At 73.0% G+C, this 25743-nt stretch carries 21 protein-coding genes; 16 read left to right on the top strand and 5 right to left on the bottom strand.

Going from position 1 to position 25743, the window contains the following annotated elements:
* Positions 1 to 59: 59 nt before the first annotated feature.
* From F9C41_RS14885 to F9C41_RS14865, 6 genes are all read left to right on the top strand, one after another.
* Positions 60 to 206, top strand: a complete 147-nt coding sequence (locus F9C41_RS14885) for a hypothetical protein (protein WP_155387360.1) — start codon at positions 60 to 62, stop codon at positions 204 to 206.
* Positions 203 to 2140 carry a 1-deoxy-D-xylulose-5-phosphate synthase gene (dxs, locus tag F9C41_RS14880; protein ID WP_155387359.1) on the top strand — a complete coding sequence of 646 codons (1938 nt, stop codon included), beginning with the start codon at positions 203 to 205 and terminating at the stop codon, positions 2138 to 2140. The genes F9C41_RS14885 and dxs overlap by 4 nt, the downstream gene beginning before the upstream one ends.
* Before the next feature lie 144 nt (positions 2141 to 2284).
* Entirely contained in the window at positions 2285 to 3583 is a 1299-nt protein-coding gene (locus F9C41_RS14875) for a hypothetical protein (RefSeq protein ID WP_155387358.1), read from the top strand.
* Between the two features lie 40 nt (positions 3584 to 3623).
* Positions 3624 to 4898, top strand: a complete 1275-nt coding sequence (locus tag F9C41_RS40675; RefSeq protein WP_196279772.1) for a PQQ-binding-like beta-propeller repeat protein — start codon at positions 3624 to 3626, stop codon at positions 4896 to 4898.
* Entirely contained in the window at positions 4895 to 6181 is a 1287-nt protein-coding gene (locus tag F9C41_RS40670; RefSeq protein WP_196279771.1) for an outer membrane protein assembly factor BamB family protein, read from the top strand. The genes F9C41_RS40675 and F9C41_RS40670 overlap by 4 nt, the downstream gene beginning before the upstream one ends.
* A 22-nt stretch (positions 6182 to 6203) precedes the next feature.
* A complete protein-coding gene (locus tag F9C41_RS14865; protein WP_196279770.1) occupies positions 6204 to 7478 on the top strand; it encodes an outer membrane protein assembly factor BamB family protein in 1275 nt (424 codons plus the stop codon).
* A gap of 52 nt (positions 7479 to 7530) precedes the next feature.
* Here F9C41_RS14865 and F9C41_RS14860 read toward each other — a convergent pair whose 3' ends face one another.
* Positions 7531 to 8775, bottom strand: a complete 1245-nt coding sequence (locus F9C41_RS14860) for a C39 family peptidase (RefSeq protein WP_155387355.1) — start codon at positions 8773 to 8775, stop codon at positions 7531 to 7533.
* A gap of 161 nt (positions 8776 to 8936) precedes the next feature.
* On the opposite strand from F9C41_RS14860, the gene F9C41_RS14855 reads away from it, so the two are divergent.
* From F9C41_RS14855 to F9C41_RS40665, 3 genes are read left to right on the top strand one after another with little or no spacing between them, the layout of a single operon-like run.
* Positions 8937 to 9617 carry a response regulator transcription factor gene (locus F9C41_RS14855; RefSeq protein WP_120318659.1) on the top strand — a complete coding sequence of 227 codons (681 nt, stop codon included), beginning with the start codon at positions 8937 to 8939 and terminating at the stop codon, positions 9615 to 9617.
* Positions 9614 to 10774, top strand: coding sequence for a sensor histidine kinase (locus tag F9C41_RS14850; RefSeq protein WP_230689604.1), 1161 nt, complete (start codon positions 9614 to 9616; stop codon positions 10772 to 10774). Before F9C41_RS14855 ends, F9C41_RS14850 begins: the two co-directional genes overlap by 4 nt.
* On the top strand, positions 10771 to 11160 hold the full coding sequence (locus tag F9C41_RS40665) for a VOC family protein (RefSeq protein WP_186315533.1): 390 nt from the start codon (positions 10771 to 10773) through the stop codon (positions 11158 to 11160). Before F9C41_RS14850 ends, F9C41_RS40665 begins: the two co-directional genes overlap by 4 nt.
* A 101-nt stretch (positions 11161 to 11261) precedes the next feature.
* On the opposite strand, the gene F9C41_RS14840 is transcribed toward F9C41_RS40665, so the two are convergent.
* The 3 genes from F9C41_RS14840 to F9C41_RS14830 all read right to left on the bottom strand — a co-directional run bounded on the left by F9C41_RS14840 (position 11262) and on the right by F9C41_RS14830 (position 16069).
* Entirely contained in the window at positions 11262 to 13289 is a 2028-nt protein-coding gene (locus F9C41_RS14840) for a 3-hydroxyacyl-CoA dehydrogenase NAD-binding domain-containing protein (protein WP_155387353.1), read from the bottom strand.
* The gene (locus F9C41_RS14835) at positions 13286 to 14482 is read right to left on the bottom strand and encodes a thiolase family protein (RefSeq protein WP_155387352.1); all 1197 of its coding nucleotides are present in this window, start codon (positions 14480 to 14482) and stop codon (positions 13286 to 13288) included. The genes F9C41_RS14840 and F9C41_RS14835 overlap by 4 nt, the downstream gene beginning before the upstream one ends.
* A 225-nt stretch (positions 14483 to 14707) precedes the next feature.
* On the bottom strand, positions 14708 to 16069 hold the full coding sequence (locus F9C41_RS14830; RefSeq protein ID WP_155387351.1) for a ribonuclease D: 1362 nt from the start codon (positions 16067 to 16069) through the stop codon (positions 14708 to 14710).
* A 195-nt stretch (positions 16070 to 16264) separates the two neighbouring features.
* On the opposite strand from F9C41_RS14830, the gene F9C41_RS14825 reads away from it, so the two are divergent.
* Positions 16265 to 17548, top strand: coding sequence for a S1C family serine protease (locus F9C41_RS14825; RefSeq protein WP_230689603.1), 1284 nt, complete (start codon positions 16265 to 16267; stop codon positions 17546 to 17548).
* Positions 17549 to 17597: 49 nt separating this feature from the next.
* Positions 17598 to 18470, top strand: coding sequence for a hypothetical protein (locus F9C41_RS14820; protein ID WP_155387350.1), 873 nt, complete (start codon positions 17598 to 17600; stop codon positions 18468 to 18470).
* A gap of 148 nt (positions 18471 to 18618) precedes the next feature.
* Here F9C41_RS14820 and F9C41_RS14815 read toward each other — a convergent pair whose 3' ends face one another.
* A complete protein-coding gene (locus F9C41_RS14815) occupies positions 18619 to 19191 on the bottom strand; it encodes a DUF3000 domain-containing protein (RefSeq protein ID WP_120318666.1) in 573 nt (190 codons plus the stop codon).
* Between the two features lie 104 nt (positions 19192 to 19295).
* On the opposite strand from F9C41_RS14815, the gene hemE reads away from it, so the two are divergent.
* From hemE to F9C41_RS14790, 5 genes are all read left to right on the top strand, one after another.
* Positions 19296 to 20366 (top strand): uroporphyrinogen decarboxylase, encoded by a 1071-nt coding sequence (gene hemE, locus F9C41_RS14810; protein ID WP_155387349.1) that lies wholly within the window; start codon positions 19296 to 19298, stop codon positions 20364 to 20366.
* On the top strand, positions 20363 to 21766 hold the full coding sequence (gene hemG, locus F9C41_RS14805; protein WP_230689601.1) for a protoporphyrinogen oxidase: 1404 nt from the start codon (positions 20363 to 20365) through the stop codon (positions 21764 to 21766). The genes hemE and hemG overlap by 4 nt, the downstream gene beginning before the upstream one ends.
* A 4-nt stretch (positions 21767 to 21770) precedes the next feature.
* Entirely contained in the window at positions 21771 to 22472 is a 702-nt protein-coding gene (gene hemQ, locus F9C41_RS14800; protein WP_155387348.1) for a hydrogen peroxide-dependent heme synthase, read from the top strand.
* A gap of 122 nt (positions 22473 to 22594) precedes the next feature.
* Positions 22595 to 23614, top strand: coding sequence for a LacI family DNA-binding transcriptional regulator (locus F9C41_RS14795; RefSeq protein ID WP_155387347.1), 1020 nt, complete (start codon positions 22595 to 22597; stop codon positions 23612 to 23614).
* Positions 23615 to 24316: 702 nt separating this feature from the next.
* The gene (locus F9C41_RS14790) at positions 24317 to 25696 is read left to right on the top strand and encodes an ABC transporter substrate-binding protein (RefSeq protein WP_155387346.1); all 1380 of its coding nucleotides are present in this window, start codon (positions 24317 to 24319) and stop codon (positions 25694 to 25696) included.
* Positions 25697 to 25743: the final 47 nt, after the last annotated feature.

Genomic DNA, 25743 nt, shown 5'->3' with positions numbered 1-25743 from the left:
CGTGAAGGGGTGGGCGAGGCGGTGAACGGCCGTGCGTGCTGCCGATAGACTTCCCCGGCATGGGTAAGCGGAACGTAGGGCACCCCCACCGGAGTGCCGTACGGGAACGGCGGCGAGCGCGTGGCGAGGGCATGAGCGGGCTGAACGCGGTTCATGCCGCCGACGAGCACAGCGAGGCCGACGAGCGCAGCGAGGAGAAGGCATGAACGAGGGTGGGACCCTGTTGGGGTCGGTGAAGGGGCCGCAGGACCTCAAGACCCTGTCCCCGGAGCAGCTGACCGGCCTGGCGGCCGAGATCCGCGACTTCCTGATCGCCAAGGTCGCGCGCACCGGCGGGCACATCGGCCCGAACCTCGGTGTGGTGGAGCTCACCCTGGCGATGCACCGGGTCTTCGACTCGCCGGCCGACCGCTTCATCTTCGACACGGGCCACCAGGCGTACGTGCACAAGATGGTCACCGGCCGGATGGACGGCTTCGACCAGCTGCGCCAGCGCGGCGGCCTCACCGGCTACCCGAACCAGGCCGAGAGTGAGCACGACCTGGTCGAGAACTGCCACGCCTCGACGGCGCTGTCCTACGCCGACGGCATGGCCAAGGGCTACGCGCTGCGCGGTGAGAAGCGCCACGTGGTCGCGGTCGTCGGGGACGGCGCGCTGACCGGCGGCATGTGCTGGGAGGCGCTGAACAACATCGCCGCCACGGACAACCCGCTGGTGATCATCGTCAACGACAACGGGCGCTCGTACGCGCCGACCATCGGCGGGCTCGCCGACCACCTCGCCACGCTGCGCCTGAACCCCGGCTACGAGAAGGTCCTGGACCTGGTCAAGGACGCGCTGGAGAAGACCCCGCTGGTCGGCAAGCCGCTGTTCGACGCGCTGCACGCGGTCAAGAAGGGCATCAAGGACGCGGTCGCCCCGCAGGCGATGTTCGAGGACCTCGGCCTGAAGTACATCGGGCCGGTCGACGGGCACGACCAGGTCGCCCTGGAGTCGGCGCTGGGCCGCGCGCGCCGCTTCGGCGGCCCGGTGATCGTGCACGCGGTCACCGCGAAGGGCTACGGCTACCAGCCGGCCCTCAACGACGAGGCCGACCGGTTCCACGCGCCCAGCGCGTTCGACCCGGAGACCGGCCGGCTGCTGGCCGCCCCGAGCCTGAAGTGGACCAACGTGTTCGCCGAGGAGCTGGTGGAGATCGCCGGCGAGCGGCCCGACGTCGTCGGCATCACCGCCGCGATGCCCGAGTCCACCGGCATCGACAAGCTCGCCGCGGCGTACCCCGACCGGGCGTACGACGTCGGCATCGCCGAGCAGCACGCGACCACCTCGGCGGCGGGCCTGGCGCTGGCCGGCCTGCACCCCGTGGTCGCCGTGTACGCGACCTTCCTCAACCGGGCCTTCGACCAGGTCCTGCTGGACGTCGCGCTGCACCGGCTGCCGGTGACGTTCGTGCTGGACCGGGCCGGCATCACCGGCCCCGACGGCCCGAGCCACTACGGCATCTGGGACATGTCGGTGTTCGGCGTGGTGCCCGGCCTGCGGGTGGCCGCCCCGCGCGACGCCGAGACGCTGCGCGAGGAGCTGCGCGAGGCGATCGGCATCGAGGACGGGCCGACCATCGTGCGGTTCCCGACCGGCTCGGTGCCCGCGGCGCTGCCCGCGCTCCGCCGCGTCGGCGGCTCGGACGGCCTGGGCGGCATGGACGTGCTGGCCGAGGCCGAGCGCAAGGACGTGCTGCTGGTGTCGGTCGGCGCGTTCGCGCACCTGTCGATGCAGGTCGCCGCGAAGCTGGCCGAGCGCGGCTACGGGGTGACCGTGGTCGACCCGCGCTGGGTGCGCCCGGCGCCGGTGGACCTGGTGGCGCTGGCCCGCGAGCACAAGCTGGTGGTGACGCTGGAGGACGGCGTACGGGCCGGCGGCGTCGGTGACGCGGTCTCCAAGCTGCTGCGTGACAACGAGGTGGACGTGCCGCTGCGCGACCTCGGCGTGCCGTCGACGTGGATCGAGCACGGCACCCGTGCCGAGATCCTCGCCGAGATCGGGCTCACCGTCCCGGAGATCACCGAGCGGGTCACCAAGTGGGCCGCCGCGGTGACCCCGGCTGCCCCGTCGCCGCTCGCGACCTCGGTGCGCGGCTAGCAACCACAGCGCACGACCGGAGCCGCCGACGACAACCCGTCGGCGGCTCCGGCGCGTCTGAGCACGCGGAGCCCGCGGGTGCGCCGGCCGACCGCCGCCGGCGGTGCGGCGGGCCCGCGCAACGATGCGTGAGGTGGTGCGGGCGTGGTGCGTGAGCCGGTCGACACCGTCATCGACCTCGGTGTGCTGCCGGCCGACGAGCCGGACGAGCCCGCGGCGCCCGGCGGCGCCTCGCGGTGGCTACGCCGGCTGGTGGCGGGACTCGCCGTGGTGGCCGTGCTGATCGGCGTCAACGCCGCCGCGCCGCTGCCGCGGCACCGGTTGTCCACGCTGGCCTTCCTGCCGTCGTCGACAGGAGTCGCCCGGGTGGTCGACGCCGGGCTGGTCATGGTGTTCGAGAACCAGCGTGCGGTCGCGTACGACCCGGACGGCTGGCGGGAGCTGTGGTCCGTGCCGGGTGCCGCGTTCGCCCATGCGGTCGCGTACCAGGACCTGGTGGTGCTGTTCCGCGGCGACGCGATGAACGAGCCGACGGGGGAGAAGCCCGAGTGGGTTCGCGCCGTGGACCGGGCGACCGGGCAGCAGCGCTGGAGCAGTGACCGGCAGGTCGAGCTGTACGGCGACGTCATGGTCTCCCACCTGCCCGTCGGCGTCGGGCAGGTGGTGGAGTTCCGTGACTCCCGCAGCAACGAGTTGCGCTGGCGGCTGCCGGACTCGCAGACGTGGGCGCCTGACGAGCGGCATGCGGCGCTCTGGCGGCTCACCCCCGACGGCACGCTGGTCGAACACGATCTGCGTACGGGAGTCGTGCGGCGCAGCGCGCGCGTGCCGCTGCCCAAGTCGAGCCGGAGCCTGAACCTGAGGATCAGCCGTGCAGCAGTGGGCATCATCGCCTTCGGTGAAGGCGGCTGGCAGCGGGACGCCCCGACGCTCTGGTACGACGCCGCCGACCTGACCGGGGTCAGCGGAGCCGGCCAGTGGGCCTGGGAGCAGGAGTGCGGCCGCGGTCTGTTCTGCGCGTACTCCGCCGAAGGTGACCAGGTGCTCCTGGTCGACCCGGCCACCGGCGCCGTGATCCGGTCCGTGGCCGACGGCTCGGTGCTCGGCAGCCCGCTGGGGGTGCTGGTGCTCGGCCCCCAGGAGGTCGATGCCGCCTTCAGCCTGCCGACCGTGGGGGCCGTGCTGGACCCGCTGACCGGCGATCGGCAGACCGGCCTGAAGGGCTGGCGGGTGCTCGGCATGGACGACAGCATCGTGCGGGTGCTCGCCCACTACGACCTGCCGCACAACCTCACCTACCTGGCCGAGCTGACGGCGCGGGAGGCGGTGCGGCTCGACGCCGTGCCGTACCTGCTGCGCGAGTGCACGATGGCGGGACGGTCCCTGGTCTGCGCCACCATGGCCGGTGACATCGTCGTGCTGCGGATCGAGGAGGAGCGGTGACGGCGGACGGCAACCAGCTGACGTTCTGGCGGCTGCGCGGATGACGGTCATCGACCTCGGTGCCGACTGGGCCGCCGAGCCTGCCCCGCCGACCGGGCCGCGCCGCGGATCGACCGTGCTCGCCGCCACGGCGGTGTGCGGTGTGCTGCTCGCCTGCACCATGACCGCCGCCGCGCCCGCGCCGGAGCCCCGGTTGACGGAGCTGGCCCGCTGGGCCGAGCCGCAGGCGCTCATGGTTGCCGCGGCCGGCGTCGACACCGTCCTGGTCCACACCCCGGCCGAGGTCGCGGCATACGACGCGGCCGACGGCCGGCGGCGCTGGCGGCTGCCCGGCTCGACCGAGTGGGTGCACGACGTCGGCGATGTCCTCGTGCTGGGATTCTCCCGGCCGGAGAGCACGTCGGCGCAGCCGCAGTTGGCGCTCGCCGACGCGGTGGCCGTCGACCGGCGGACCGGGCAGGTGCGCTGGCGGGCGGCGGCCTATCTGGAGCAGGTCGCGGGCACGCTGGTCAGCTTCTCCGGGCATCCCGAGCAGCCGGTGGTCGAGCTGCACGATCCGGCGACGTTCGCGCTGCGCTGGCGCGTGGCTGCGGCCCGGTCGTTCGTCGTGGACCGCTGGGGATCGGCCCTGTGGGAGCTGGCCGCCGACGGCGGGCTGGTCGAGCACGATCTGGCCACGGGCGCGGTGCGCCGCAGCGCGCGGGTGCGGTTGCCGGCCGGGACCCGGGTGGCCGTGTTGGCCAGCCGCGACGCGATCGGGATCGTCGGCTACCGGTTCGACGCGAACGGGGTCGAGGGACGTACCGGGGTGCTGTGGTACGACCGCGCCCGCCTGGCCGCCGCGGGTGCGGAGAACCGGTGGCCCTGGGAGGCCGACTGCGGCGCCGGGACGTCCTGCGCCTACCCGTACGACGAAGGACCGCCGTACCTGATCGACAGCGCCACCGGCGCCCCGATCCGGCCGCTGGAGGGCTCGTCGCACGTGGGCAGTCCGGCCGGGCTGCTGCTGTTCGACGACGGCGGCGAGCCCGGGAGCGTGGTCCGCGCCCGGCTGGAGCCGACCGGCCACCGACCGCGCACCGACGTGGCGGGCTGGCGCGTCATGTCCATGACCGGACAGGTGGCCCGGATCCTCGGGCACGAGGACGGGGACCCGTTCGCCACCCACGTCGCCGAGCTGACCGCCGACGGGCTGCGGCCGCTCGGCCGGGAGCCGCACGGACTGGTGCAGTGCGCGTCGGTGCCGCGGGCGGTGGCCTGCACGACCAAGGCCGGCGAGGTCGTCATCTGGCGGATCGGGGAGGAGAGACCGTGAACATCACCGCGGGGGGACCGGACGGCGCAGCCGTGATCGAGCTGGGCGGCGGCTGGCGGGAGCCGCTGCCCGAGCCCGGCGAGCCGCGTCGCGTCGTGCGCGCGGCCGCGGCGGCACTCGGCGTGGGGCTGCTGCTGACGCTCGGTGGCGCGGGGGCACCGCGGTCAGGCCTGATCGAGCTCGTGCGGGTGCCGGTGGCCGACGCGCGCGCCAGCGGCCCGGTCTTCGCGGGTGACGTGTTCCTGCTGCGGGGGCAGGGCCGGCTCACGGCGTACGAGCTGAGCGACGGCGCGCCGCGCTGGAGTGTGGAGCTGCCCGAGCGGCCGCAGATGAGCAACATCGTGGTCTCGCCCGCGGTGCCGGGGATCGTCGTGGTCGCGCAGGTCGACGGGAACGGCGACGAGGAACTCAGCGTCGGACTCGACCTCGCGACCGGGGCCGTACGGTGGCGGAGCGGCGACCTGATGGTGCCGGTCGGCGACGTCGTCCGCACGATGGACTCGGTCTACGGTGCGAACGGGGCGCCTGCCGTGCATGTCGCCGACCTGCGGACCGGGGCCCGGCTCTGGACGATGCCGGACGCGGTGAATCCCGTGTTCGACGGCGAGGGCGACACGGCCTGGACGGTGAGCCCGACCGGTCTCGTGACGGCATACGACGTGCACGACGGCCGGGTGCTGCACACCGGCACGGTGCAGGTGCCCGCCACGGTCGAAACGGCGTTCGCCGACAAGGGAGAACTCGCCGTCCAGTACTCCGGCGGGACAGGATCCCAACTGGCCTGGTTCGACGGGACGACGCTGGCGGCGATCCCGGCCACCGCGCCGGACGGGTGGGGCGTCTACTGCGGCGCGGTGTTCCGGTGCGTCCCACTGTCCGACCCGGCGGGCGGGCTCGAGGTGGTCGACCGTGCGACCGGGGCGGTGGTGCGCCGCCTGCTCACGGAGCAGTACCTGGTCAGGGACTCTCACCTGCTCGTCTTCGACCGGGACCGCAACATGGACGGCGAGCTCGGCCCCCGCCCGAACACGGTGCTCGATCTCGGCACCGGCCGGGAGACCGACGTCACGGGCTGGGAGGTGCTGTGGGAGCAGTCGCCGGTCTCGGTGCTCGTGCGGCTCGTCGAGGACGGGGCGGTGCTGCAGGTCGCCCGACTCGGCCCGGACGGTCCGGAGATCCTGGCGCAGCTGCCGGGTGATGTGCGACGGTGTGCGTTCGAGCAGCCGACCCTGCTCTGCTTGCACGACGGGAACCAGGCGACCCTCTGGCGGCTCCCCGACTGAATCCGGTGAAGCGGGAGGCAGGGTGACCGTGCTCATCGACCTCGGCGACCCCCGCGGCGACGCCGAGGAGCCGGACGGCGGGCCGCGCCTGACCCGGACCGGACGGCGGGTGGTGGCGCTGCTGGCCGTCGCGCTCGCCGGGCTGCTGGCCTGTGCCGGATCGGCCCCGGCCGCCGCCATGCCGCTGCGCCGGATCGCCGAGCTCGCGCCGCCGCTCGCCGCGCCTGTCGTGTTCGCGGGCGGCCTGGTGCTGGTGGTGGATCGCGGCGAGACCGCACGGGACCTGGTGGCCGTCGGGGACGCCGACGGCGCGGTGCGCTGGCGTGCGCCGCTGGACGGCCGCTCGCCCGAGGTGCACGAGGCCCGGCAGGTCGACGGGTTGCTGCTGGTCACGGTGCTCGACACCGCGGCCGCGGACGAACCGTGGAGCACGTACGCGCTGGATGCGGGGACCGGCCGGCGGCGGTGGCAGGAGCGGGCCTACGTGATGGGCGTCGCGTCCCGGACGGTCGTGCTGGCGGGCATGTCCGCCCCGGTCGACTGGTACGGCGGCTGGGACGTGCCGACCGGGCGTCCACTGTGGCGGCACACGCTCGACACGTCGTACCGGCTGGCACCGTTCCTGGCCGACGGGCGGCTCGACGGGCTGGTCCTGGTCGAGGACGACGGGCGCGACCGGGTGCGGCTCGTGGGCGTCGACGGCGTGCCGGGCGCCGTGCACGAGCTGCCCGCGCAGACGTCCGCCGTGCAGGTGGTCGGCGGCCTGGTGGTGGCCGCCTACGAGCGGGACGGGCGACGCCGGGTCACGGCGCTGCGGCTGCCCGCGCTGGAGACCGCGTGGGACGTCGCGCCCGCGTTCGACAGCCGCCACGTCTACCTGACCGAGTGCGCACCGCTGGTCTGCGCCAGCGCGGCCGACGAGGTCTGGCTGCTCGACCCCGCCGACGGCGCGGTGCGCTGGCAGGGCCGGGTCGACGGGTTCGCGCCGCTCGGGCCGGGCCGGGTGCTGACCGGCACGGACGAGCGCCCGCAGGCGGGCGTGCTCCGCGACACCACGACCGGCGACCTGCTGCTGCGGCTGGACGGCTGGACGTCGGCCGGGACCGACGGCCGCAGGCTGGTGCTGACCCGGACGAGCGGCGACCGGACCTGGTTCGGCGTGGTGGACCTGGCCCGTCCGGCCCGGATCCGGCTGGTCGGTGTGGGTGGGATCACCCTGGACCGCTGCTGGCTGGGCGGCGCGGCACTGGTCTGCCAGTCCCTGGTCGGCCTGGACGTCTACCGCCTCGCGGACTGACCGGCCGCAGGTGCCGCCGACGGAGGCCGAGCTGTCGCGGGCCGGCTGGTCGTCACCAGTTGGCCTGGCCCGGCGGGGTCGGCAGCGGCACCGACGCGGGATGGATCACGTAGACCAGGCCGCGGCTGCTGTCGAGCCAGGCCGACTCCCACTCGGCCCGGCCGACGGGCTTGCGCACCTGCGCGTTCGTCGGCGAGTTCGGGTCGTTGAGCACCGGGTCGCCCGCTTCGGTGAAGCCGACCAGCGCCACCAGGTGGCCCTTGGTGTCGTAGTCCAGGCCGGGGACCTGGCCCTTGCGGTACGACGCCGACGCGATCAGCGGGATTCCGGCGGCGATGAAACGTTCGGCCTCGTTCAGCGAGCGCAGCCGGGTGACGAAGGCACGCATCCCGAACCGGCCGGCGTACGCGGTGTTGAACGGCCAGTTGCCACAGCCGGCGAACGTGTGGTCGTAGGTGTGCCGGGCGGCGAAGTCGACCCACGGGTCGGGGTGGCCGGGCTCGACCCAGGCATGGTCGGCCGGGGTCGGGCCGACGCCCCAGTAGGCCAGCACCATCGAGGTGGAGGTCGGGCTGCACCACGCCTCGCCGCCGTTGTCCCACTGCGGGTGCTCGCCCCGGTGGATCTGCTGGGAGTAGGGCGGCACGTCGAGCACCAGGCCCTGCGCCGCGAGCGGGCTGCTCGGGGTGAGGGCGCCGGGCGCGGGCAGCGCGGAGGCGGCCGCGCCGAGGGTGCGCAGCACCGGCGTGTCCGTGCTGCCGGCCGGGCGCAGCAGGGTCGCCTGCAGCCGCCAGGAGGCCAGCGCGCGCCCTTCGGCGGCGAGGTAGGTGTCGGCGCTCACGTCGCCGTCCGGGTCGCCCTGGCCGCGCTGTGAGGTGCGCCGGAAGGCGGTGTCGTCGGCGGCCCAGTCGCCGAGGTTGAACCATTTCGTGACGGTGCCCGCCGTGGTCGTGCCGCTCACCTCGACCCGCAGGAAGCTGCCGCCGGGGGTGTCGGCGGTCCAGGACGGGATCAGCTCGGTGGCGGCGAAGCCGACAGCCGTCTCCGGGCCGGTCCAGGTGGCGGTCTCGTAGTCGGCGGTCAGCCCGGTGTGGGGGTCGGTGTGCGACAGCGTCCCGGTCGCGGTGGTGAAGGTGAGGCCGCCGGTGCCGGCGAAGACGCCGCTGCCCGTGCCCTCGGCCCAGCGCTGTGGTGAGTCCCACCGCCGGAAGGCGATGTCGCGCCCGGCGGACGGCTGCCTGACGGCTTCGGCAGCCGGCAGGTCGGCGGACGCGGGCAGCGTTTCGCGCTGATTCATCGGTGCCTCCCGTGCGTCGCCCGACCGATGGCGAATCTCTGCGACGAGATTTCTATACGCGAAGATTTTTTGCAATGGCCTGGGGGCTCTATCTTCGTGGCAGACACCCTCGCCGGCGGACACCGCGGGCGATGTCAGGCGGTCGGGAGAGAGGCGGAAACGTGCGGGTGCTGGTGGTGGAGGACGAACGGCACTTGGCCGATGCGATCGCCCGAGGGCTGCGCCGGCACGGGCTGGCCGTGGACGTGGCCTACGACGGCAGCGTCGGCCACGAGATGGCCTTCGTCACCCGGTACGACGTGGTGGTGCTGGACCGGGACCTGCCCGGCATGCACGGCGACCAGCTGTGCGCCGCGCTCGTCGGCTCCGGCGCGCTGACCCGGGTGCTGATGCTGACCGCCAGCGGCAGCGTCGCCGAGCGGGTCGAGGGCCTGCGCCTGGGTGCGGACGACTACCTGCCCAAGCCGTTCGCCTTCGACGAGCTGGTGGCGCGGGTGCAGGCGCTGGGCCGCCGGGCCACCCCGGTCACCCCGCCCGTGCTGCGCGCCGGCGACCTCGAACTCGACCCCGCCAAGCGCTCGGTGACCCGGGGCGGCGTGCTGATCGACCTGACCAACAAGGAGTTCGGCGTACTGGAGGAGCTGTTGCGGGCCCGCGGCGGCGTGGTCTCCACCGAGGAGCTGCTGGAGCGGGTCTGGGACGCCAACACCGACCCGTTCACGACCATAGTGCGGGTCACCATGCGCACGCTGCGCATGAAGATCGGTCAGCCCGCGCTCATCGAGACGCTGGTCGGCGCCGGCTACCGCATTCCGTCCGCGGCGCAGGACGGTGCCGCGTGATCGCACGACCCGTGCGGGTGCCCCGCCGCGGGCTGCGGCCCACCCTGCGCCTGCGGCTCACCCTGCTCAACGGGGTGCTGCTGGTCGGCGCGGGCATCCTCGTGATGCTGGTCGCCTGGCTGGTGGTGAACGCGGTGCTGCATCCCGCCGACGAGCTGGCCGCGGGCACCATGGTCCGCCTCGCCGACGGCCAGCAGCTGGACGCGCGCCAGTGGCAGGAGTCGGTGCTGTCCGCCGCGCAGACCGAGCTGACCGCCAAGGGCATCGTCGCCGTGCTGGCGATCAGCGTGGTCGGCATCCTCGGGGCGTACGCCGTGGTCGGCCGCGCCCTGCGCCCGCTGCACCACGTCACCGCCACCGCCCGCAAGCTCGGCGGGGAGACCCTCGACCAGCGCATCCGCTACACCGGCGCGGACGACGAGGTGGCCGAGCTGGCCGACACCTTCGACGCGATGCTCGACCGGCTCGGCGCGGCCTTCACCGCCCAGCAGCGTTTCGTCGCCAACGCCTCGCACGAGCTGCGCACCCCGCTGGCGGTGATGCGCACCGAGATCGACGTGACGCTGTCCGACCCCGCGGTCGACACCGCCGAGCTGCGGCGCATGGCGACCGTGGTGCGCGACGCCTCCGAACGCGCCAACGCCCTGGTCGACGCGCTGCTGATGCTGGCCCGCAGCGAGGGCCGCACCGGCCTGCGCAACGAGCCGGTCGACCTCGGCGCGGGCGTGCTGGGGGCGCTGTCGGCGATGGAGCACGAGGTGCGACGCATCAAGATCGCGGTCGACACGCAGCTGCACCCGGCCCCGGTCATCGGCGACCCGAGCCTGCTGGACCGGCTGGCGGGCAACCTCATCGAGAACGCGGTCCGCTACAACCACCTGGGCGGGCAGATCTGGGTGGAGAGCCGCCACGACGGCGAGTACGCCCGGCTGATGGTCGGCAACACCGGGTTCAAGGTCGACCAGGCCGACGTGCCCGGACTGTTCGAGCCCTTCCGCCGCGGCGGTCGTGAGCGCACCGGCGCGCGGGGCTCCGGCCTGGGCCTGTCCATCGTGCGCGCGGTGTGCGTGGCCCACGGCGGCACGGTCGGCGCGGTCGCACTGCCCGGTGGAGGTATGGAGGTCACCATCGCACTACCCCTAGCATCGGAGAGATGACCTCCCTCATCCGGCACCTGACCGTGGACTGCACCGATCCCTACGCGCTGGCGGGCTTCTGGAGCGAGGTCACCGGCTACCCCCGTGACCCCGACGACAAGCCCGAGGACCCGGCCGCGCTGCTGATGTCGCCCGACGACGGGCCCGGGCTGCTGTTCATCGCGGTGCCGGAGGGCAAGGCCGTGAAGAACCGGGTGCACTTCGACCTGCAGCCGACCGACCGCAGCCGCGACGAGGAGATCGAGCGGCTGCTCGCCGTCGGCGCGACGCTGGTCAACGACCTGCGCAACCCGGACGGCACGGGCTGGGCGGTCATGGCCGACCCCGAGGGCAACGAATTCTGCGTAGAACGCTCCGCCGCCGAACGCGCCACCGCCGCCGTCTGAAGCCGCCGTGGCAGCGATGATCGCTGTTTCGTGTCAGAAAGTCGGGTCGGACCCCACTATCTGACACGAAACAGCGATCATCAAACGGCCCTGCGAGCCGGTCAGGCGAAGCGGCGGCCGGTGACGGACTGGGAGACGCCGGCGCGGTCCAGGTACGGCGTGATGCCGCCGAGGTGGAACGGCCAGCCCGCGCCGAGGATCATGCACAGGTCGATGTCGGCGGCCTCGGCCACCACGCCCTCGTCCAGCATCAGCCGGATCTCCTGCGCCAGCGCCGCCAGCGCTTGCTCGCGGACCTGCTCGCCGGTCAGCGGGGCGTCGCCCTGCACGAGCAGCGCCTCCACCTCCGGGTTGAGCCGCTCGTCGACCAGCAGCGGCAGGCCCGACTTCGCGATCGCGGCCAGGTTGGGGCTGGCCGAGAAGCGGTCCGGGAACGCCCCGTGCAGCGTGCCGCCCACGTGCGCGGCCACCGCCGGACCGACGAGCGCCAGCAGCGCCATCGGGCGCATCGGCAGGCCCAGCGGGTCCAGCGCGCGGTCGGCGGTCTTGAGCGGGGTGCCCGCGTCGACGGCGTTCCAGATCTCGCCCAGGAAGCGGGTCAGGATCCGGTTCACCACGAACGCCGGTGCGTCCTTGACCAGCACGCAGCTCTTCTTCAGCTGCCTGCCGACGGCGAACGCGGTGGCCAGCGTGGCGTCGTCGGTGGCCTCGCCCCGGACGATCTCCAGCAGCGGCATCATCGCGACCGGGTTGAAGAAGTGGAAGCCCACCACCCGCTCCGGGTGCGCCAGGTCGGCGGCCATCGCGGTGACCGACAGCGAGGAGGTGTTGGTGGCCAGCACCGTCTCCGGCTTGACGATCTGCTCCAGCTCGGCCCAGACCGCCTTCTTGACCGACAGCTCCTCGAACACGGCCTCGATGACGAGGTCGGCGTCGGCGAACACGGACTTGTCGACCGAGCCGCTGACCAGGCCGCGCAGCTTGGCCGCGGTGCCCACGGACATGCGGCCCTTGCTCACGGCCTTGTCGATCTCGGCGTGCACGTAAACCACGCCCTTGTCGACCCGCGCCTGGTCGAGGTCGGTCAGCACGACCGGCACCTCGAGCCGCTTGGCGAACAGCAGGGCCAGCTGCGAGGCCATCAGGCCCGCGCCGACGACGCCGACCTTGGTGATCTTGCGAGCGAGGGACTTGTCCGGCGCGCCCGCGGGGCGCTTGGCCCGGCGCTGCACCAGATCGAAGGCGTACAGGCCGCTGCGCAGCTCCGGGGTGACCGCGAGGTCGGCCAGGGCCTGGATCTCGGTCTCGATGCCCTCGGCGGTGACGCCGTTCTTGGCCAGCAGCAGCAGGTCCAGTGCCTTCGAGGCGGCCGGGACCGCACCGTGCAGACGCTTGTCCAGCTCGCCCCGGGCAAAGCCGACGACCGCGTCCCACATCTCGGAGCGGTCCACCTCGGCCCGGTTCACCGTGACCGTGCCGTTGACGACGCCCGCGGCCCACTCCAGCGAGCGCTCCAGGAAGTCGGCCGGCTCCAGCAGCACATCGGCGACACCCATCTCGGCCGCCTGCTGCGGCTTGAGCATCTTGTTCATCATCAGCGGGTTCTGCACCACGACCTGCGCCGCCGGCACGATGCCGATCAGGTTCGGCAGCACCTGCGAGCCGCCCCAGCCGGGGATGAGGCCCAGCGAGACCTCGGGCAGGGCGAGGGCGGCCGCACCCGAGGACAGGGTCCGGTAGTGGCAGTGCAGCGCCACCTCCAGGCCGCCGCCCATGGCCGCGCCGTTGACGAACGCGAACGTGGGCACGGTGCTCTCGCGCAGCTTGGCGAAGGTGGCGTGGCCCAGCCGTCCGATCTGCACGACCTGCTCGCGCGAGGTCATCGCGGAGAAGCCGGTGAGGTCCGCGCCGACGCAGAAGATGTACGGCTTGCCGGTGACCGCGATGAACGACGGGTTCGCGGCGTGCGCCTCGTCGATCGCCTGCGACAGCGAGGTGAGCCCGCCGGGGCCGAACGTGTTCGGCTTGGTGTGGTCCAGCCCGTTGTCCAGGGTGATCAGCGCGGCGGGCCGGTCGAGCCCGGGTACGGCGATCAGCCGCAGCTTCGCGTGGGTGACGATCTCGCTCACTTGGCGCCCTCCCAGTTCGGGTTCTCCCAGATAACGGTGCCGCCCATGCCGATGCCGATGCACATGGCGGTCAGGCCGTAGCGCACCTCGGGGTGCTCGGCGAACTGGCGTGCCAGCTGGGTCATCAGCCGTACGCCGGAGGAGGCCAGCGGGTGGCCCACGGCGATCGCGCCGCCCCACGGGTTGACCCGCGGGTCGTCGTCGGCGATGCCGAAGTGGTCGAGGAAGGCCAGCACCTGCACCGCGAACGCCTCGTTCAGCTCGAACAGGCCGATGTCGTCGATGGTCAGGCCGCCCAGGCGCAGTGCCCGCTCGGTCGACGGGATCGGGCCGACGCCCATCACCTCGGGCTCCACGCCCACGAAGCCGTAGGAGACCAGCCGCATCGCGATGGGCAGGCCCAGCTCGCGGGCGGTGTCCTCGGCGGCCAGCAGGCAGCTGGTCGCGCCGTCGTTGAGGCCCGCCGCGTTGCCCGCGGTGACCTTGCCGTGCGGGCGGAACGGGGTCTTCAGCCCGGCCAGCTTCTCCAGCGTGGTCTCGCGCGGCGCCTCGTCGGCGGTGGCCAGGCCCCAGCCGGTCTCCGGGTCGCGGGTGGCCACGGTGACCAGGTCGCCCTGCAGCTTGCCGGCGGCGTACGCCGCGGCGGTCTTCTGCTGGCTGGCCAGGCCGAACGCGTCGGCCCGCTGCTTGGTCAGGTGGGGGAGCCGGTCGTGCAGGTTCTCCGCGGTCGCGCCCATGACGAGCGCGGACGGGTCGACGATCTTCTCGGCGAGGAAGCGCGGGTTCGGGTCGACGCCCTCGCCCATCGGGTGGTGGCCCATGTGCTCGACCCCGCCCGCGATCGCGACGTCGTACGCGCCGATCGCGATGCCGGAGGCGACGGTCGTGACCGCCGTCATCGCGCCCGCGCACATGCGGTCGATCGCGTACCCGGGCACGGTCTTGGGCAGGCCGGCCAGCAGGGCGGCGGTGCGGCCGATGGTCAGGCCCTGGTCGCCGATCTGGGTGGTGGCGGCGATGGCCACCTCGTCGACGCGCTCCGGCGGCAGCTGCGGGTTGCGGCGCAGCAGCTCGCGGATGCAGCGCACGACGAGATCGTCGGCGCGGGTGTTCGCGTAGATGCCTCCGTTCGCCTTGCCGAACGGGGTGCGCACGCCGTCGACGAAGACGACGTCGCGGACTTCACGGGGCACGGTCTGCCTCCTTGCAGTTAGGGAGCTGCCCCGGATGCTACTCGTGAGTAACTAGTCCGGTGAAGGGAACCGCTGTGGCTTGACTCACACAGCGCAGCCGAGGCCGTCGACCCGGCCGCGTGGCCAAGATCGCCGGACTTGCCTGGCAGCTGTGCGCATCTTGCGCACGCATACCAACATCTGCCTGGCAAATCGGGCGATCATGGCACCCGCGGCGCGCTCGGCTCAGGCGGGCGCGCCGTCCGGTGTCGGGTCCGGCCCGGACGGTTCCGGGACCGAACTGTCCGGCTCGGGCTCCGCCGGGACGGCGACCAGTGCATGCGCCAGCTCCTCGGCCAGCAGCCCGCACTGCCACTGCCGGGCCCCGAGGTCGCTGAGCACCTTGGTGACCGCGGCCGTGTCGGGGTCGGCGGGCGGCTCCCAGGCCAGCCGGCGGATGAACTCCGGCGTGATCAGGTTCTCCGGCGGCAGGTGGTGCTGCTCGGCGGTCTTGGTGACCACCTCGCGGCAGCGGACCAGCCGCGCGGCGGCCTCCGGGTCCTTGTCGGCCCAGCGGTGCGGCGGTGGCGGCCCCTCGAACACCGGAGTGGTGGGCAGGGCGTCGTCGGGCAGGGCGCGGGCCTCGTCGAGCGCCTCCAGCCAGGTCGTCGCCAGCCGGCGCACCGACCGGCCGCCGAAGCCCGGCAGCAGCAGCAGCTCGCGCTCGGTCTTGGGGTTCATCTCGGCCGCCGCGACGATCGCGGCGTCGGGCAGCACCCGGCCGGGCGCGGTGTCGCGGCGAATCGCGATGGTGTCCCGGGCGTACCACAGCGCGCGCACCCGCGACTGGGCACGCGCCCCGCGCACCCGGTGCATGCCGGAGGTGCGCCGCCACGGGTCCGTCCGCTGCTTGGGCGGGCGGGCGCCGCCGGCGACCAGCGCGGCGAACTCCTGCGCGGCCCAGGCGGACTTGCCCTGGCGGTCGAGCTCCTCGGCGAGCGCGTCGCGCAGCTCCACGAGCAGCTCGACGTCCAGCGCCGCGTAGGTCAGCCAGTCATGGGGGAGTGGACGGGTGGACCAGTCCGCCGCGGAGTGGTGCTTCTCCAGGGTGCGTCCGAGTAGCTGTTCGGTCAGTGCGGCCAGGCCGACCCGCTCGAAGTCGGCCAGGCGGGCGGCCAGTTCCGTGTCGAACAAGCGGCGCGGCCGCAGGCCCACCTCGGCCAGGCACGGGAGGTCCTGGCTCGCCGCGTGGAGCACCCACTCGGTGTCGGCCAGCGCCTCGTCCAAGGCGGACAGATCGCCCAGCGGCACCGGATCGATGAGCGCGGTGCCGGCACCCCGGCGCCGCAGCTGGACCAGGTATGCCCGCTGGCTGTAGCGGAAGCCGGAGGCCCGTTCTGCGTCCACGGCGACCGGGCCGGTGCCCGCGGCGAACCTGGCCACGACGTCGGCGAACTCCGCCGAGGTGACCACCGGTTCGGGGGTGCCGTCGGCAGGTTCGGTCAGCAGTGTCGGCCCACCGCCGTTCGGTGTCGCGTCCGGCGCGCCGTCGCCTGTCGGCGTGCGATGGCGGGTCCGACGGCGCAGTGGTGCGTCCTCGTCGGTCATGGTCACACCGTACGGCCAGCCGGTCGGCGAGGACGGCAGCACCCCGGGTATGGCGCGTCGGTGACCGGTGGGACAGGTGTGACGGACCGGTGAACGGCGTGCGAAGAGGCCCCGGAAACGGGGCGATGCGAGTCGACGGCTCCCAGTATGGTGTGCCAGCCGATCGCACATGATCAGCCGCACGGGGAGGAACACATGAGCACGGGCCCTCAGCCCGACACGTCGCAGGGCGCCGCTCCGCAGGGCGTGCCCGCACCGCCGGCCGGTGCCCCGATCCCTGCCCAGCCGATCCCTGCCCAGCCGATCCCTGCCCAGCCGATCCCTGCCCAGCCGATCCCGGTCCAGCCGATCCCGGTCCAGCCGATCCCGGTCCAGCCGATCCCGGTCCAGCCGATCCCGGTCCAGCCGATCCCGGTCCAGCCGATCCCGGCTCAGCCGGGGCAGGCCCACGTCGCCGGGCCGTACCCGCCGGTTCCGGCAGGCCACGGTGTTCCGGCCGGTCCCGTGCCCGGTGCGCCAGCCCTGCCGGCGGGTTCCTATCCGCCGGTTCCGGCCGGTCACCTGCCGGGCCCGTTCCCGCCCGCCCCCGCGGGCCACCCCCAGCAGCCGTGGCCGCCGCAGCCCGTCCCGATGGCGTACGCGCTGCCCCCGCACCCCGCGCCCGTCGTGCCCCGCCCGCCCGCATCCCGTGGCCGGCTGCGTCGCCTGCTGGGCTTCAACACGGTGCTGGTCGTGCTGTCGGCCCTGCTGATCGGCCTGGTGGCCTGGCAGAACGTGCGGATCGGGGAGCTGAGCGCGGCCCTGGACGGCGCCGACCGGCGGCTCACGGAGCTGCAGCAGAAGGACGGCGAGCGGCTGAAGGAGGCCGAGACCCGGCTCGGCGCGCTGGAGAAGGAGGTCGGCGGGGCCTTCAACGTGGAGAAGCTGGCCGCGGCCGTGCTGCCGAGCGTCTTCCGCGTGGAGGCCGGTCGCTCCATCGGCACCGCGTTCGCGGTGGGGCCCAATGCCGCTGACGGCGGCACCAACCTGTTCACGAACTACCACGTGGTCGAGGAGCTGTATCAGGACGGCGGCCGCACCGTGAAAATCACGCGTGACGGACAGCGGTTCGATGCGAAGATCGTCGGCGTCAACAAGCTGCGGGACGTGGCCCAGCTGCACACCACGGCGAAGTTCGCCGGTCTCACGGTCGCCACGACGCCCGCGAAGCCCGGTCAGCAGATCATCGCGGTGGGCGCACCGCTGGGCCTCACCGACACCGTCACCAGCGGCGTCATCAGCGCGATCCGGGAATCCGGCTACGAAGAGGGCCCGATGGTCCAGTTCGACGCCGCGATCAACCCCGGCAACTCCGGCGGCCCGGTGATCAACGGCCAGCAGCAGGTGGTCGGCATCACCGTCGCCGGATACCTCAACGCCGAAGGCCTCGGCCTGGCGATCCCGATCGCGGACGCCTGCAAGCTCTTCACCGTCTGCTGACCGGAACCCCTTCGGCTCAGCGCGCACCACCTTCACGGAGGAAACAGCCATGACCCATCCCGCGTCCCCGGCCGACGAGGCTCCCGCGCCGGCAGTGCCCGCGCAGGCGCCCGCTCTTCCGGAGACCGCTCCCGCCACGGAGCCCGTAGCGGTCGCACCCGCCACGGAGCCGGTGGCGGTCGCACCCGCCCCGGTGGCCACCGCGTACGCCGCCGCTGCGGCGCAGCCCGCGGATGCGTTCGCCACCGCGGCACAGCCGGTAGCCGCGTATCCGGCCACTGCGCCGCAGCCGGTCGCCGCGTACCCGGCCACGGCTGCCCAGCCCGCCGCCCAGCCGGCCGGCTACCCGGTGCCCGCGCAGGCGGTGCCCGCGCAGCCCGGTTACCCGGTCCCCACGCAGCCGGTACCCGCGCAGGCCGGTTACCCCGCGCAGGCCGGTTACCCGGCGGGTTACGCGGCCATCCCGGCGCAGCCTGAGGGCTACCCGGTGTCGGCCGTGCCGGTGTCGGCATACCCGACCTCGGGCTACGGCTACCCGGCCGCCGCCCCGGCGCCGGTCAGGAAGTCCACGGCCACGCTGCTGCTGGCGATCGCGACGGGTGTGCTCGTGCTGACCACCGGTGTGATGACCACGCTGTTCGTGCTCAAGTCGGGCGAGCTCGCCGACACCAGGTCGACGCTGACCCAGCAGGTCGACGAGCGCGACAAGGCCATCAAGTCCAAGGACGGCGAGATCTCCTCGGGCAAGTCGCAGCTGGAGACCACGAAGGACGAGCTGGCGAAGTCCAAGCAGGACCTCGAGGGCGTGCAGAACGAGAACAAGGCGTTGGTGGCCTGCCTCGACAAGCTAGACGCGTTCTTCAGCGCGCCGTCCGAGGCCCGGGCGACCGCCATGGACAAGGCCTGCAAGGCCTATCTCTGATGCGCAGCCGCGGGCCGGACGGTCCGTGCGGCAGGTGACCGCGTGAACCGCTGACAGGGGCGGCCGGTGTTCCGGCCGCCCTTCGTCGTCGCCGTGAGTCGGGACACCCCACCGCCGGCGCGGCCGGCCTCCGTCGGGCGGTGCCGGTTCAGCGCTGTTCGAAGCGCCGCAGCGGCAGCGCGGACACGCCGACCGGCGGCAGGCCCGCGGTCGAGGCGAGCAGCGCGCACCAGGCCGCGACGTGGCCTTCCAGGTTCAGGTCCAGCGGGGTCCAGGACGCGCGCAGCTCCAGGTCGGTGGTGGGCGGCCCGTCGGCGGCCAGCGCGCCGAAGCGGCTGGAGATGGTCTGCGTCACCGTGCCGCCGATGGCGGCGTATCCGGAGCTGTGCGCGTCGAGCGCGTCCACCAGCCAGCTCCAGCCCACCTGGGGCAGCAGCGGGTCGGTGGCCAGCTCGGGCTCCAGTTCCGCGGTGACGTAGGTGACTAGCCGGGTGTCGCCCTCCCACGCCTCGTGGCCCGCCGGGTCGTGCAGGAGGATGAGCCGCCCGGTGGTGACCTCCTCGCCGCGGCGCAGCACGGTCGCGCCGAGGGCGAAGGCGTGCGGGGCGAGCCGGCTCGGGGCAGGCACCTCCTCCAGCGCTATCTCGCTCCGGGGGTCGGCGGCACGCAGCGCGGCGACGGCGCGCGTGAACGTCTCGGGCAGTGCCGTCGTGAGCGCCATAGCCGTACCCTAGGGCGCTTCGGGACCGTTGTCGTGGTTCGGCGCGCCGATACGGCTCACATCAACGCCACCCGTTCGGAGATCGTTATCTGACCGGTGGCACGATGGCCGTGATGAGCAGCGCAGAGCAGACCAGTCCCGCGGACCGCCCGACGGCGGGCTCCGCTTTCGTCCGCGCGTGTCGGGGCGAGTCCGTCCCGTTCACCCCCGTGTGGTTCATGCGGCAGGCGGGCCGCTCCCTGCCGGAGTACCGCGCGCTGCGGGCCGGGGTGCGCATGCTGGAGTCGTGCCGGCGGCCCGACCTGGTCACCGAGATAACCCTGCAGCCGGTACGCCGCCACGGCGTGGACGCGGCCATCCTGTTCAGCGACATCATGGTGCCGCTGGACGCGGCCGGGGTCGACCTGGACATCGTGGCCGGCACCGGCCCGGTCGTCGCGGAGCCCGTGCGCACGCTCGCGGACCTGGACCGGGTGCGCCCGCTGGACCCGGCCGCGGTGTCCTACGTGGACGAGGCCGTGCGGATGCTGACCGCGGAGCTGGGCGCGACGCCGCTGATCGGCTTCGCGGGCGCGCCGTTCACGCTCGCCAGCTACCTGGTCGAGGGCGGCCCGTCGCGCAACCACACCCAGACCAAGGCCCTGATGTACGGCGACCCGCAGCTCTGGCACGCGCTGCTGGACCGGCTGGCCGACATCACGCTGACCTTCCTCCGGGTGCAGATCGGCGCGGGCGTCAGCGCGGTGCAGCTGTTCGACTCCTGGGTCGGCGCGCTGTCCGAAGCGGACTACCGCGAGTACGTGCAGCCGCACTCGCGCAAGGTGCTGGACGGCCTGGCCGACGCCGGGCTGCCGCGCATCCACTTCGGTGTCGGCACCGGCCTGCTGCTGCCCGCGATGGCCCAGGCGGGCGCGGACGTCGTCGGCGTCGACTGGCGCACCCCGCTGGACCAGGCGGCCAAGCAGGTGCCGGGGCATCCGGTGCAGGGCAACCTCGACCCGGCGGTGCTGTTCGCGCCGTGGGAGGTCGTCGAACGCGAGGTGCGCCGGGTGCTCGCCGAGGGCCGCACCGCCCCCGGCCACGTGTTCAACCTCGGCCACGGCGTGCTGCCCGAGACCGACCCCACCGTGCTCACCCGCATCGTAGAGCTGGTGCACACGCTCAGCGCCCGATGAGCGAGCTCAGCATGACGCACACGGTCGTCGTCGGGGGCGGGATCGCCGGGCTGGCGGCCGCGCTGCGGCTGTCCGGTGCGGGCGGCCGGGTGACCCTGGTGGAGCAGTCCGCCCGGCTGGGCGGCCGGATCAGCACCCGGCCCGACGGCGTGGACACCGGCGCCGAGCAGTTCCTGATGCGCGACCCGGCCGGTGGCCCGAGCGGCGCCAAGCGCCTGGTCGACGAGCTGGCGTTGGGGGACCGGCTGGTCCATCCGGCGATCGCCGGGGCCGGGCTGTGGCTGGACGGGCGGCTGCGGCCGCTGCCCGGCGGCACCGTGATGGGCGTGCCCGGCCCGCAGGCGGCGCTCGACGGCATCGCCACCCTCGACGACCACGACGCGGACCGCGGCGTCCCGGTGCTGCCCGCGGGCGAGGACCGGTCCGTCGGTGCGCTGGTGCGCGAGCGGCTCGGCGGCGAGGTGGTCACGCACCTGGTCGACCCGCTGCTCGGCGGGGTGTACGCGGGCAGCGCCGACGGCCTGTCGTTGGCGGCCACGGTGCCGGCCCTGCACCGGCTGCTCGGCACCGAGCACACGTTGCGCGGAGCGGTGGCGCTGACCGCGGCCGCGAGCCGGGCCCACCAGCCGGGCAGTCCCGTGTTCGGCACCCTGCGCGGCGGCCTGGGCGCTCTGATCGACGCCGCCGCCGCGGAGCTGGCCCGCCGCGGGGTGCGCCTGCTGACCGGGGTGCCGGTGCGGCGGCTGGAGCGCCACGGCGCGGGCTGGGTGCTGTCGGTGGGCGCGGCCGCGCCGGACGCCCCGGAGAGCGTGCGCGCGCAGCGCGTCGAGTGCGACGCGGTGGTGCTGGCCTGCCCCGCGCGCCCGGCGTCGCGGCTGCTGCACGACGTGTCGCCGGACGCGGCGGCGCTGGTCGGCGCACTCGACTACGCCAGCGTCGGGCTGGTGACGCTGGAGCTGGCGGGCGTCGAGCTGCCCGCGCTGACCGGCTTCCTGGTCCCCGCCGACCAGGGGCTGACCATCAAGGCGGCCACCTTCTTCAGCACCAAGTGGGCCCACCATGCCCGCTCCGACGGCCGCGTGCTGCTGCGCGCCAGCGTAGGCCGGTACGGCGAGCAGGCGGCGCTGCAGCGCCCGGACGCGGAGCTGGTGCGCACGGTGCTGGCCGACCTGGGCACGGTGCTCGGCACGGCCCTGCCCGCACCCGTCGCGGCGGAGGTGACCCGCTGGGGCGGCGGCCTGCCGCAGTACGCCCCCGGCCACGTGGACCGGGTCGGGCAGGCCCGCATGCTGCTGGCCGGCCTGCCACTGGCTTTGGCGGGCGCGGCCTTCGACGGGGTCGGCATCCCCGCCTGTGTCACCTCCGCGGAGCAGGCCGCAGACCGGATTCTGGAAGGATGAGAGCATGACCGAACAGACCAACGCGGCCCGGCTGCGGGAGCTCAACGACACCATCCGGTACACGATGTGGTCGGTGTTCCGGGTCAAGGGCCCGCTGCCGTCGATCCGCTCCGAGGTGTCGGGCGAGGTCGAGGCGCTGTTCGCCCAGCTCGCCGAGAAGGACGTCACGGTGCGCGGCGTCTACGACGTGGCGGGACTGCGGGCCGACGCGGACGTGATGATCTGGTGGCACTCCGGCTCCTCCGACGCGCTGCAGGACGCGTACGGGCTGTTCCGGCGGACCGCGCTCGGCAAGTGCCTGACCCCGGTGTGGTCGCAGGCGGCGCTGCACCGCCCGGCCGAGTTCAACAAGAGCCACATCCCGGCGTTCCTGGCCGGCGAGGAGGCCCGCCGGTACATCTGCGTGTACCCGTTCGTGCGCTCCTACGAGTGGTACCTGCTGCCCGACGAACAGCGGCGGGAGATGCTGGCCGAGCACGGCAAGATGGCGCGCGGCTACCCGGACGTGCGGGCCAACACGGTCGCCTCGTTCGCGCTGGGCGACTACGAGTGGATGCTGGCGTTCGAGGCCGACGAGCTGCACCGGATCGTGGACCTGATGCGCGACCTGCGCGCCTCGTCCGCCCGTCGGCACGTGCGAGAGGAGGTCCCGTTCTACACGGGCCGCCGCCGCTCGGTGGAGGACCTCGTCGCCGCCCTGCCGTAGGGGAGCGCTCCCGGCGCCCGACGGGGCGTTACGTCCCGTCATCAGGGCTCGAGCGAAGTTCTGCAAACTGTAGGGCAACCCATGCAACTGATTTGCACGATCGTGCCCTACACTTGCGTACCATGACGCGCAGACTCGCCGAAGTGGCGAAGTACGTGGGAGTGAGCACGGCGACCGTGAGCAGGGTGCTCAACGGTCGCCCCGGCATCTCCGAGGCCACCCGAACGGCCGTGCTCACCGCGCTGGACGTGCTCGGCTACGAGCGGCCCACCAAGCTGCGCGGCGAACGGGCCCGGCTGGTCGGCCTCGTGCTGCCCGAGTTGCAGAACCCGATCTTCCCGGCGTTCGCCGAGGTCGTGGCCGGAGCCCTGGCCAAGCGCGGGTTCACCCCGGTGCTGTGCACCCGCACCGCCGACGGCGTCGCCGAGTCCGACTACGTGGATATGCTGCTGGAGCAGCAGGTGTCCGGCGTGATCTTCGCGGGCGGCAACTACGCCCAGGCCGATGCCGACCACGAGCACTACCGGCGGCTGCTCGACCGGGGACTGCCCGCGATACTGGTCAACGCCGGCATCGACGACCTGGGCTTCCCCCGGGTGTCGGCCGACGACGCGGTGGCCACCGAGCAGGCGTACAACCACCTGGTGTCGCTGGGCCACGACCGGATCGGACTCATCCTGGGCCCGCCCGACCACATGCCCTCCTCGCGCAAGCGCCAGGCGTTCCCGGGGGCGGACGACATGGTCGAGCGCACCATCTTTTCCATGGAGGGCGGCCACGCCGCCGCGGCGCGGCTGATCTCGCGCGGGGTGACCGGCCTGATCTGCGCCTCCGACGTGCTGGCGCTGGGCGCGGTGCGCGGTGCGCGCCGCCTCGGCCTGAACGTACCCGGTGACGTGTCGCTGGTCGGCTACGACGACTCGGCCGTGATGACCTGCACCGACCCGCCGCTGACCACGGTGCGCCAGCCGATCGAGGCGATGGGCCAGGCCGCGGTGGCGCTGCTGGTCAGCGAGATCGCCGGCAACGTGGTCCCGGCCGACGAGCTGCTGTTCGAGACCGAGCTCGTGGTACGCGGCTCGACCGCCGCTGTCCCCGCGAGCGCCCGCCTCGTCCCCGCCCAGGCCCGCGCCACCGGCTGACCTTCACTCCGCAACGGCTCCGTCCACCCCGTGCAAACGGTGTGCACGGAGCCGTTTCGCGTTCCCCGGCGGGCGCGGGCCGGTGATGTCGCCGTCTCGTGCCTTGATCTGCGGTCCAGCTCCACTTTCCGACCCGAAACGACGATCACCGCCCGCAGCCGACCCGGGTCACCCACCGCGTGATCCGAGCCGCGGCGGGGTGCGGTGTGGTGCGGTCCCGCGGGGCGCTGAAACGTTGCGTAAACGTGACCGCCGTCGGCCGTGGTCGATACCTGCCCGCCGCGGGCCGCTCTCCTTGCGCCCCTGGTCGCCCGCGCCCGCGTCGCCGCTGCCGGGTTTGCGGCCATGAGCTGCACGTTCATGACTTCGTACCGATCATCGCGCACACCGCACCGCAAAGACCCGACCGTGTGCAAACCAGATTGCGAAACGGTATCGACACATGCCGTGTGAACCAGACCACACGTATCCCTTGCAGCGCAGACACTGGCTCGCGTGCGACAGGGTTCGGTCGAAAAATTGCGTAACTATCTCGACACCTTGCGGACATGAGTCGCCAACGCTACAGTGACTTCACCTAAGCCTGACCTTGGAAAATGCGAGGCAGGTCACACGGAAGTCAGCGCAACACCAAGAGGCCGCCGCGGCGATCCGTCCTCGCGGCTCCGTAGATCAAGAACTGTTTCCCGAAGGGATGGACAGATGTCCGTACCGCACTTCCGGAAGGTCGCGGCGATCGCGCTCGCGACCGGCCTGGGACTGGGCCTCGCGGCCTGCTCCACCAAGAGCGACGATGACACGGATGCTGCCGGCAAGACGATCATCACGGTCGACTGCCAGCCGGTCGGTGCGCAGAAGAACCTGCTGCAGGCGTGGAACGACGACGTCAAGGCGTTCGAGGCGGCCAACCCGACCATCAAGATTAAGAGCGTTTCGGTCGGCACCCAGTGCGCCAACCCGCCGGACTTCACCGCCCGCCTGCAGGGCGGCTCGATGACCGACGTGTTCTACGGCTACATGACCGACGTCCAGCAGGTCATCGACTCCGGCCAGGCGATGGACATCAGCGCCTTCGTCAACAAGGACAACATCCCGACCTGGGACGACGTGCTCGGCGACGCGAAGAGCACGTTCACCAAGGACGGCAAGGTCTGGGGCGTCCCGACCAAGAACTACTCGATGGGCCTGGTCTACAACAAGACCCTGTTCAGCAAGGCCGGTCTCGACCCGAAGAGCCCGCCGAAGACCTGGGCCGAGGTTCGCGAGGCCGCCAAGAAGATCTCGGCGCTCGGTGACGGCGTCGCCGGCTTCGGCGAGTACAGCTCCGGCAACACCGGCGGCTGGCACTTCACCGCCGAGCTGTACGCCCAGGGCGGCGCCCTGGTGACGGCCGACAACAAGAAGGCCGACTTCAACAACGACATGGGCAAGAAGGTTCTGCAGAACCTCAAGGACATGCGTTACGGCGACAACAGCATGGGCGCCCGCCAGCTGCTCGGCTGGGGCGACCTGCTGACCATCGCGGGCGCCGGCAAGGTCGGCATGTTCGTTGGCGCGCCCGACGCGACCACCGCGATCGTCACCCAGTTCCAGGGCAAGTACGAGGACTGGGCGATGGGCGCCATGCCCGGCCAGGACGGCGCCGCCAAGGGCACCCTCGGTGGCGGTGAGGGTTACTTCTTCAAGAAGGGCCTGACCGACGACCAGGTCAAGGCCGGTCTGAAGTGGCTCGCCTTCGAGAAGCTCACCCCGGGCAAGGGCCAGTTCGACTACGCCCGCGCCAAGACCCTGGGCGAGCAGGTCGGTCTGCCGCAGCCGCAGCTGTTCACCCCGGGCAGCCCGTCGCAGAAGGCGGAGTTCGACCTGCGCAAGACGAACGGCAACATCGCGCCGGACGACTTCAGCGCCTTCGAGAACAACCCGGTCACGATCAAGTTCGAGCCGCCGAACGCGCAGGGCATCTACGCGATCCTCGACGGTGCGATGTCGGCGATCCTGACCAACCCGAACGCGAACGTCGACGCGGAGCTCAAGAAGGCCGAGGAGCGGGTCAACCAGCTCCTCACCCAGGCCGCCAAGTGATGTAGGGACGGGGAGCCGGGCACCACGCCGGCTCCCCGTCCTCGCGC

Source organism: Catellatospora paridis, assembly GCF_009720365.1.
Classification (GTDB): domain Bacteria; phylum Actinomycetota; class Actinomycetes; order Mycobacteriales; family Micromonosporaceae; genus Catellatospora; species Catellatospora paridis.
This window is presented reverse-complemented; position numbering and strand designations above follow the sequence as displayed.

Coding starts and splice junctions, on each gene's coding strand:
- F9C41_RS14885 (WP_155387360.1), top strand. CDS start 60: ATGGGTAAGCGGAACGTAGGGCACCCCCACCGGAGTGCCGTACGGGAA.
- dxs (WP_155387359.1), top strand. CDS start 203: ATGAACGAGGGTGGGACCCTGTTGGGGTCGGTGAAGGGGCCGCAGGAC.
- F9C41_RS40675 (WP_196279772.1), top strand. CDS start 3,624: ATGACGGTCATCGACCTCGGTGCCGACTGGGCCGCCGAGCCTGCCCCG.
- F9C41_RS14860 (WP_155387355.1), bottom strand. CDS start 8,775: ATGAATCAGCGCGAAACGCTGCCCGCGTCCGCCGACCTGCCGGCTGCC.
- F9C41_RS40665 (WP_186315533.1), top strand. CDS start 10,771: ATGACCTCCCTCATCCGGCACCTGACCGTGGACTGCACCGATCCCTAC.
- F9C41_RS14830 (WP_155387351.1), bottom strand. CDS start 16,069: ATGACCGACGAGGACGCACCACTGCGCCGTCGGACCCGCCATCGCACG.
- F9C41_RS14825 (WP_230689603.1), top strand. CDS start 16,265: ATGAGCACGGGCCCTCAGCCCGACACGTCGCAGGGCGCCGCTCCGCAG.
- F9C41_RS14820 (WP_155387350.1), top strand. CDS start 17,598: ATGACCCATCCCGCGTCCCCGGCCGACGAGGCTCCCGCGCCGGCAGTG.
- F9C41_RS14815 (WP_120318666.1), bottom strand. CDS start 19,191: ATGGCGCTCACGACGGCACTGCCCGAGACGTTCACGCGCGCCGTCGCC.
- hemE (WP_155387349.1), top strand. CDS start 19,296: ATGGCCGTGATGAGCAGCGCAGAGCAGACCAGTCCCGCGGACCGCCCG.
- hemG (WP_230689601.1), top strand. CDS start 20,363: ATGAGCGAGCTCAGCATGACGCACACGGTCGTCGTCGGGGGCGGGATC.
- hemQ (WP_155387348.1), top strand. CDS start 21,771: ATGACCGAACAGACCAACGCGGCCCGGCTGCGGGAGCTCAACGACACC.
- F9C41_RS14795 (WP_155387347.1), top strand. CDS start 22,595: ATGACGCGCAGACTCGCCGAAGTGGCGAAGTACGTGGGAGTGAGCACG.
- F9C41_RS14790 (WP_155387346.1), top strand. CDS start 24,317: ATGTCCGTACCGCACTTCCGGAAGGTCGCGGCGATCGCGCTCGCGACC.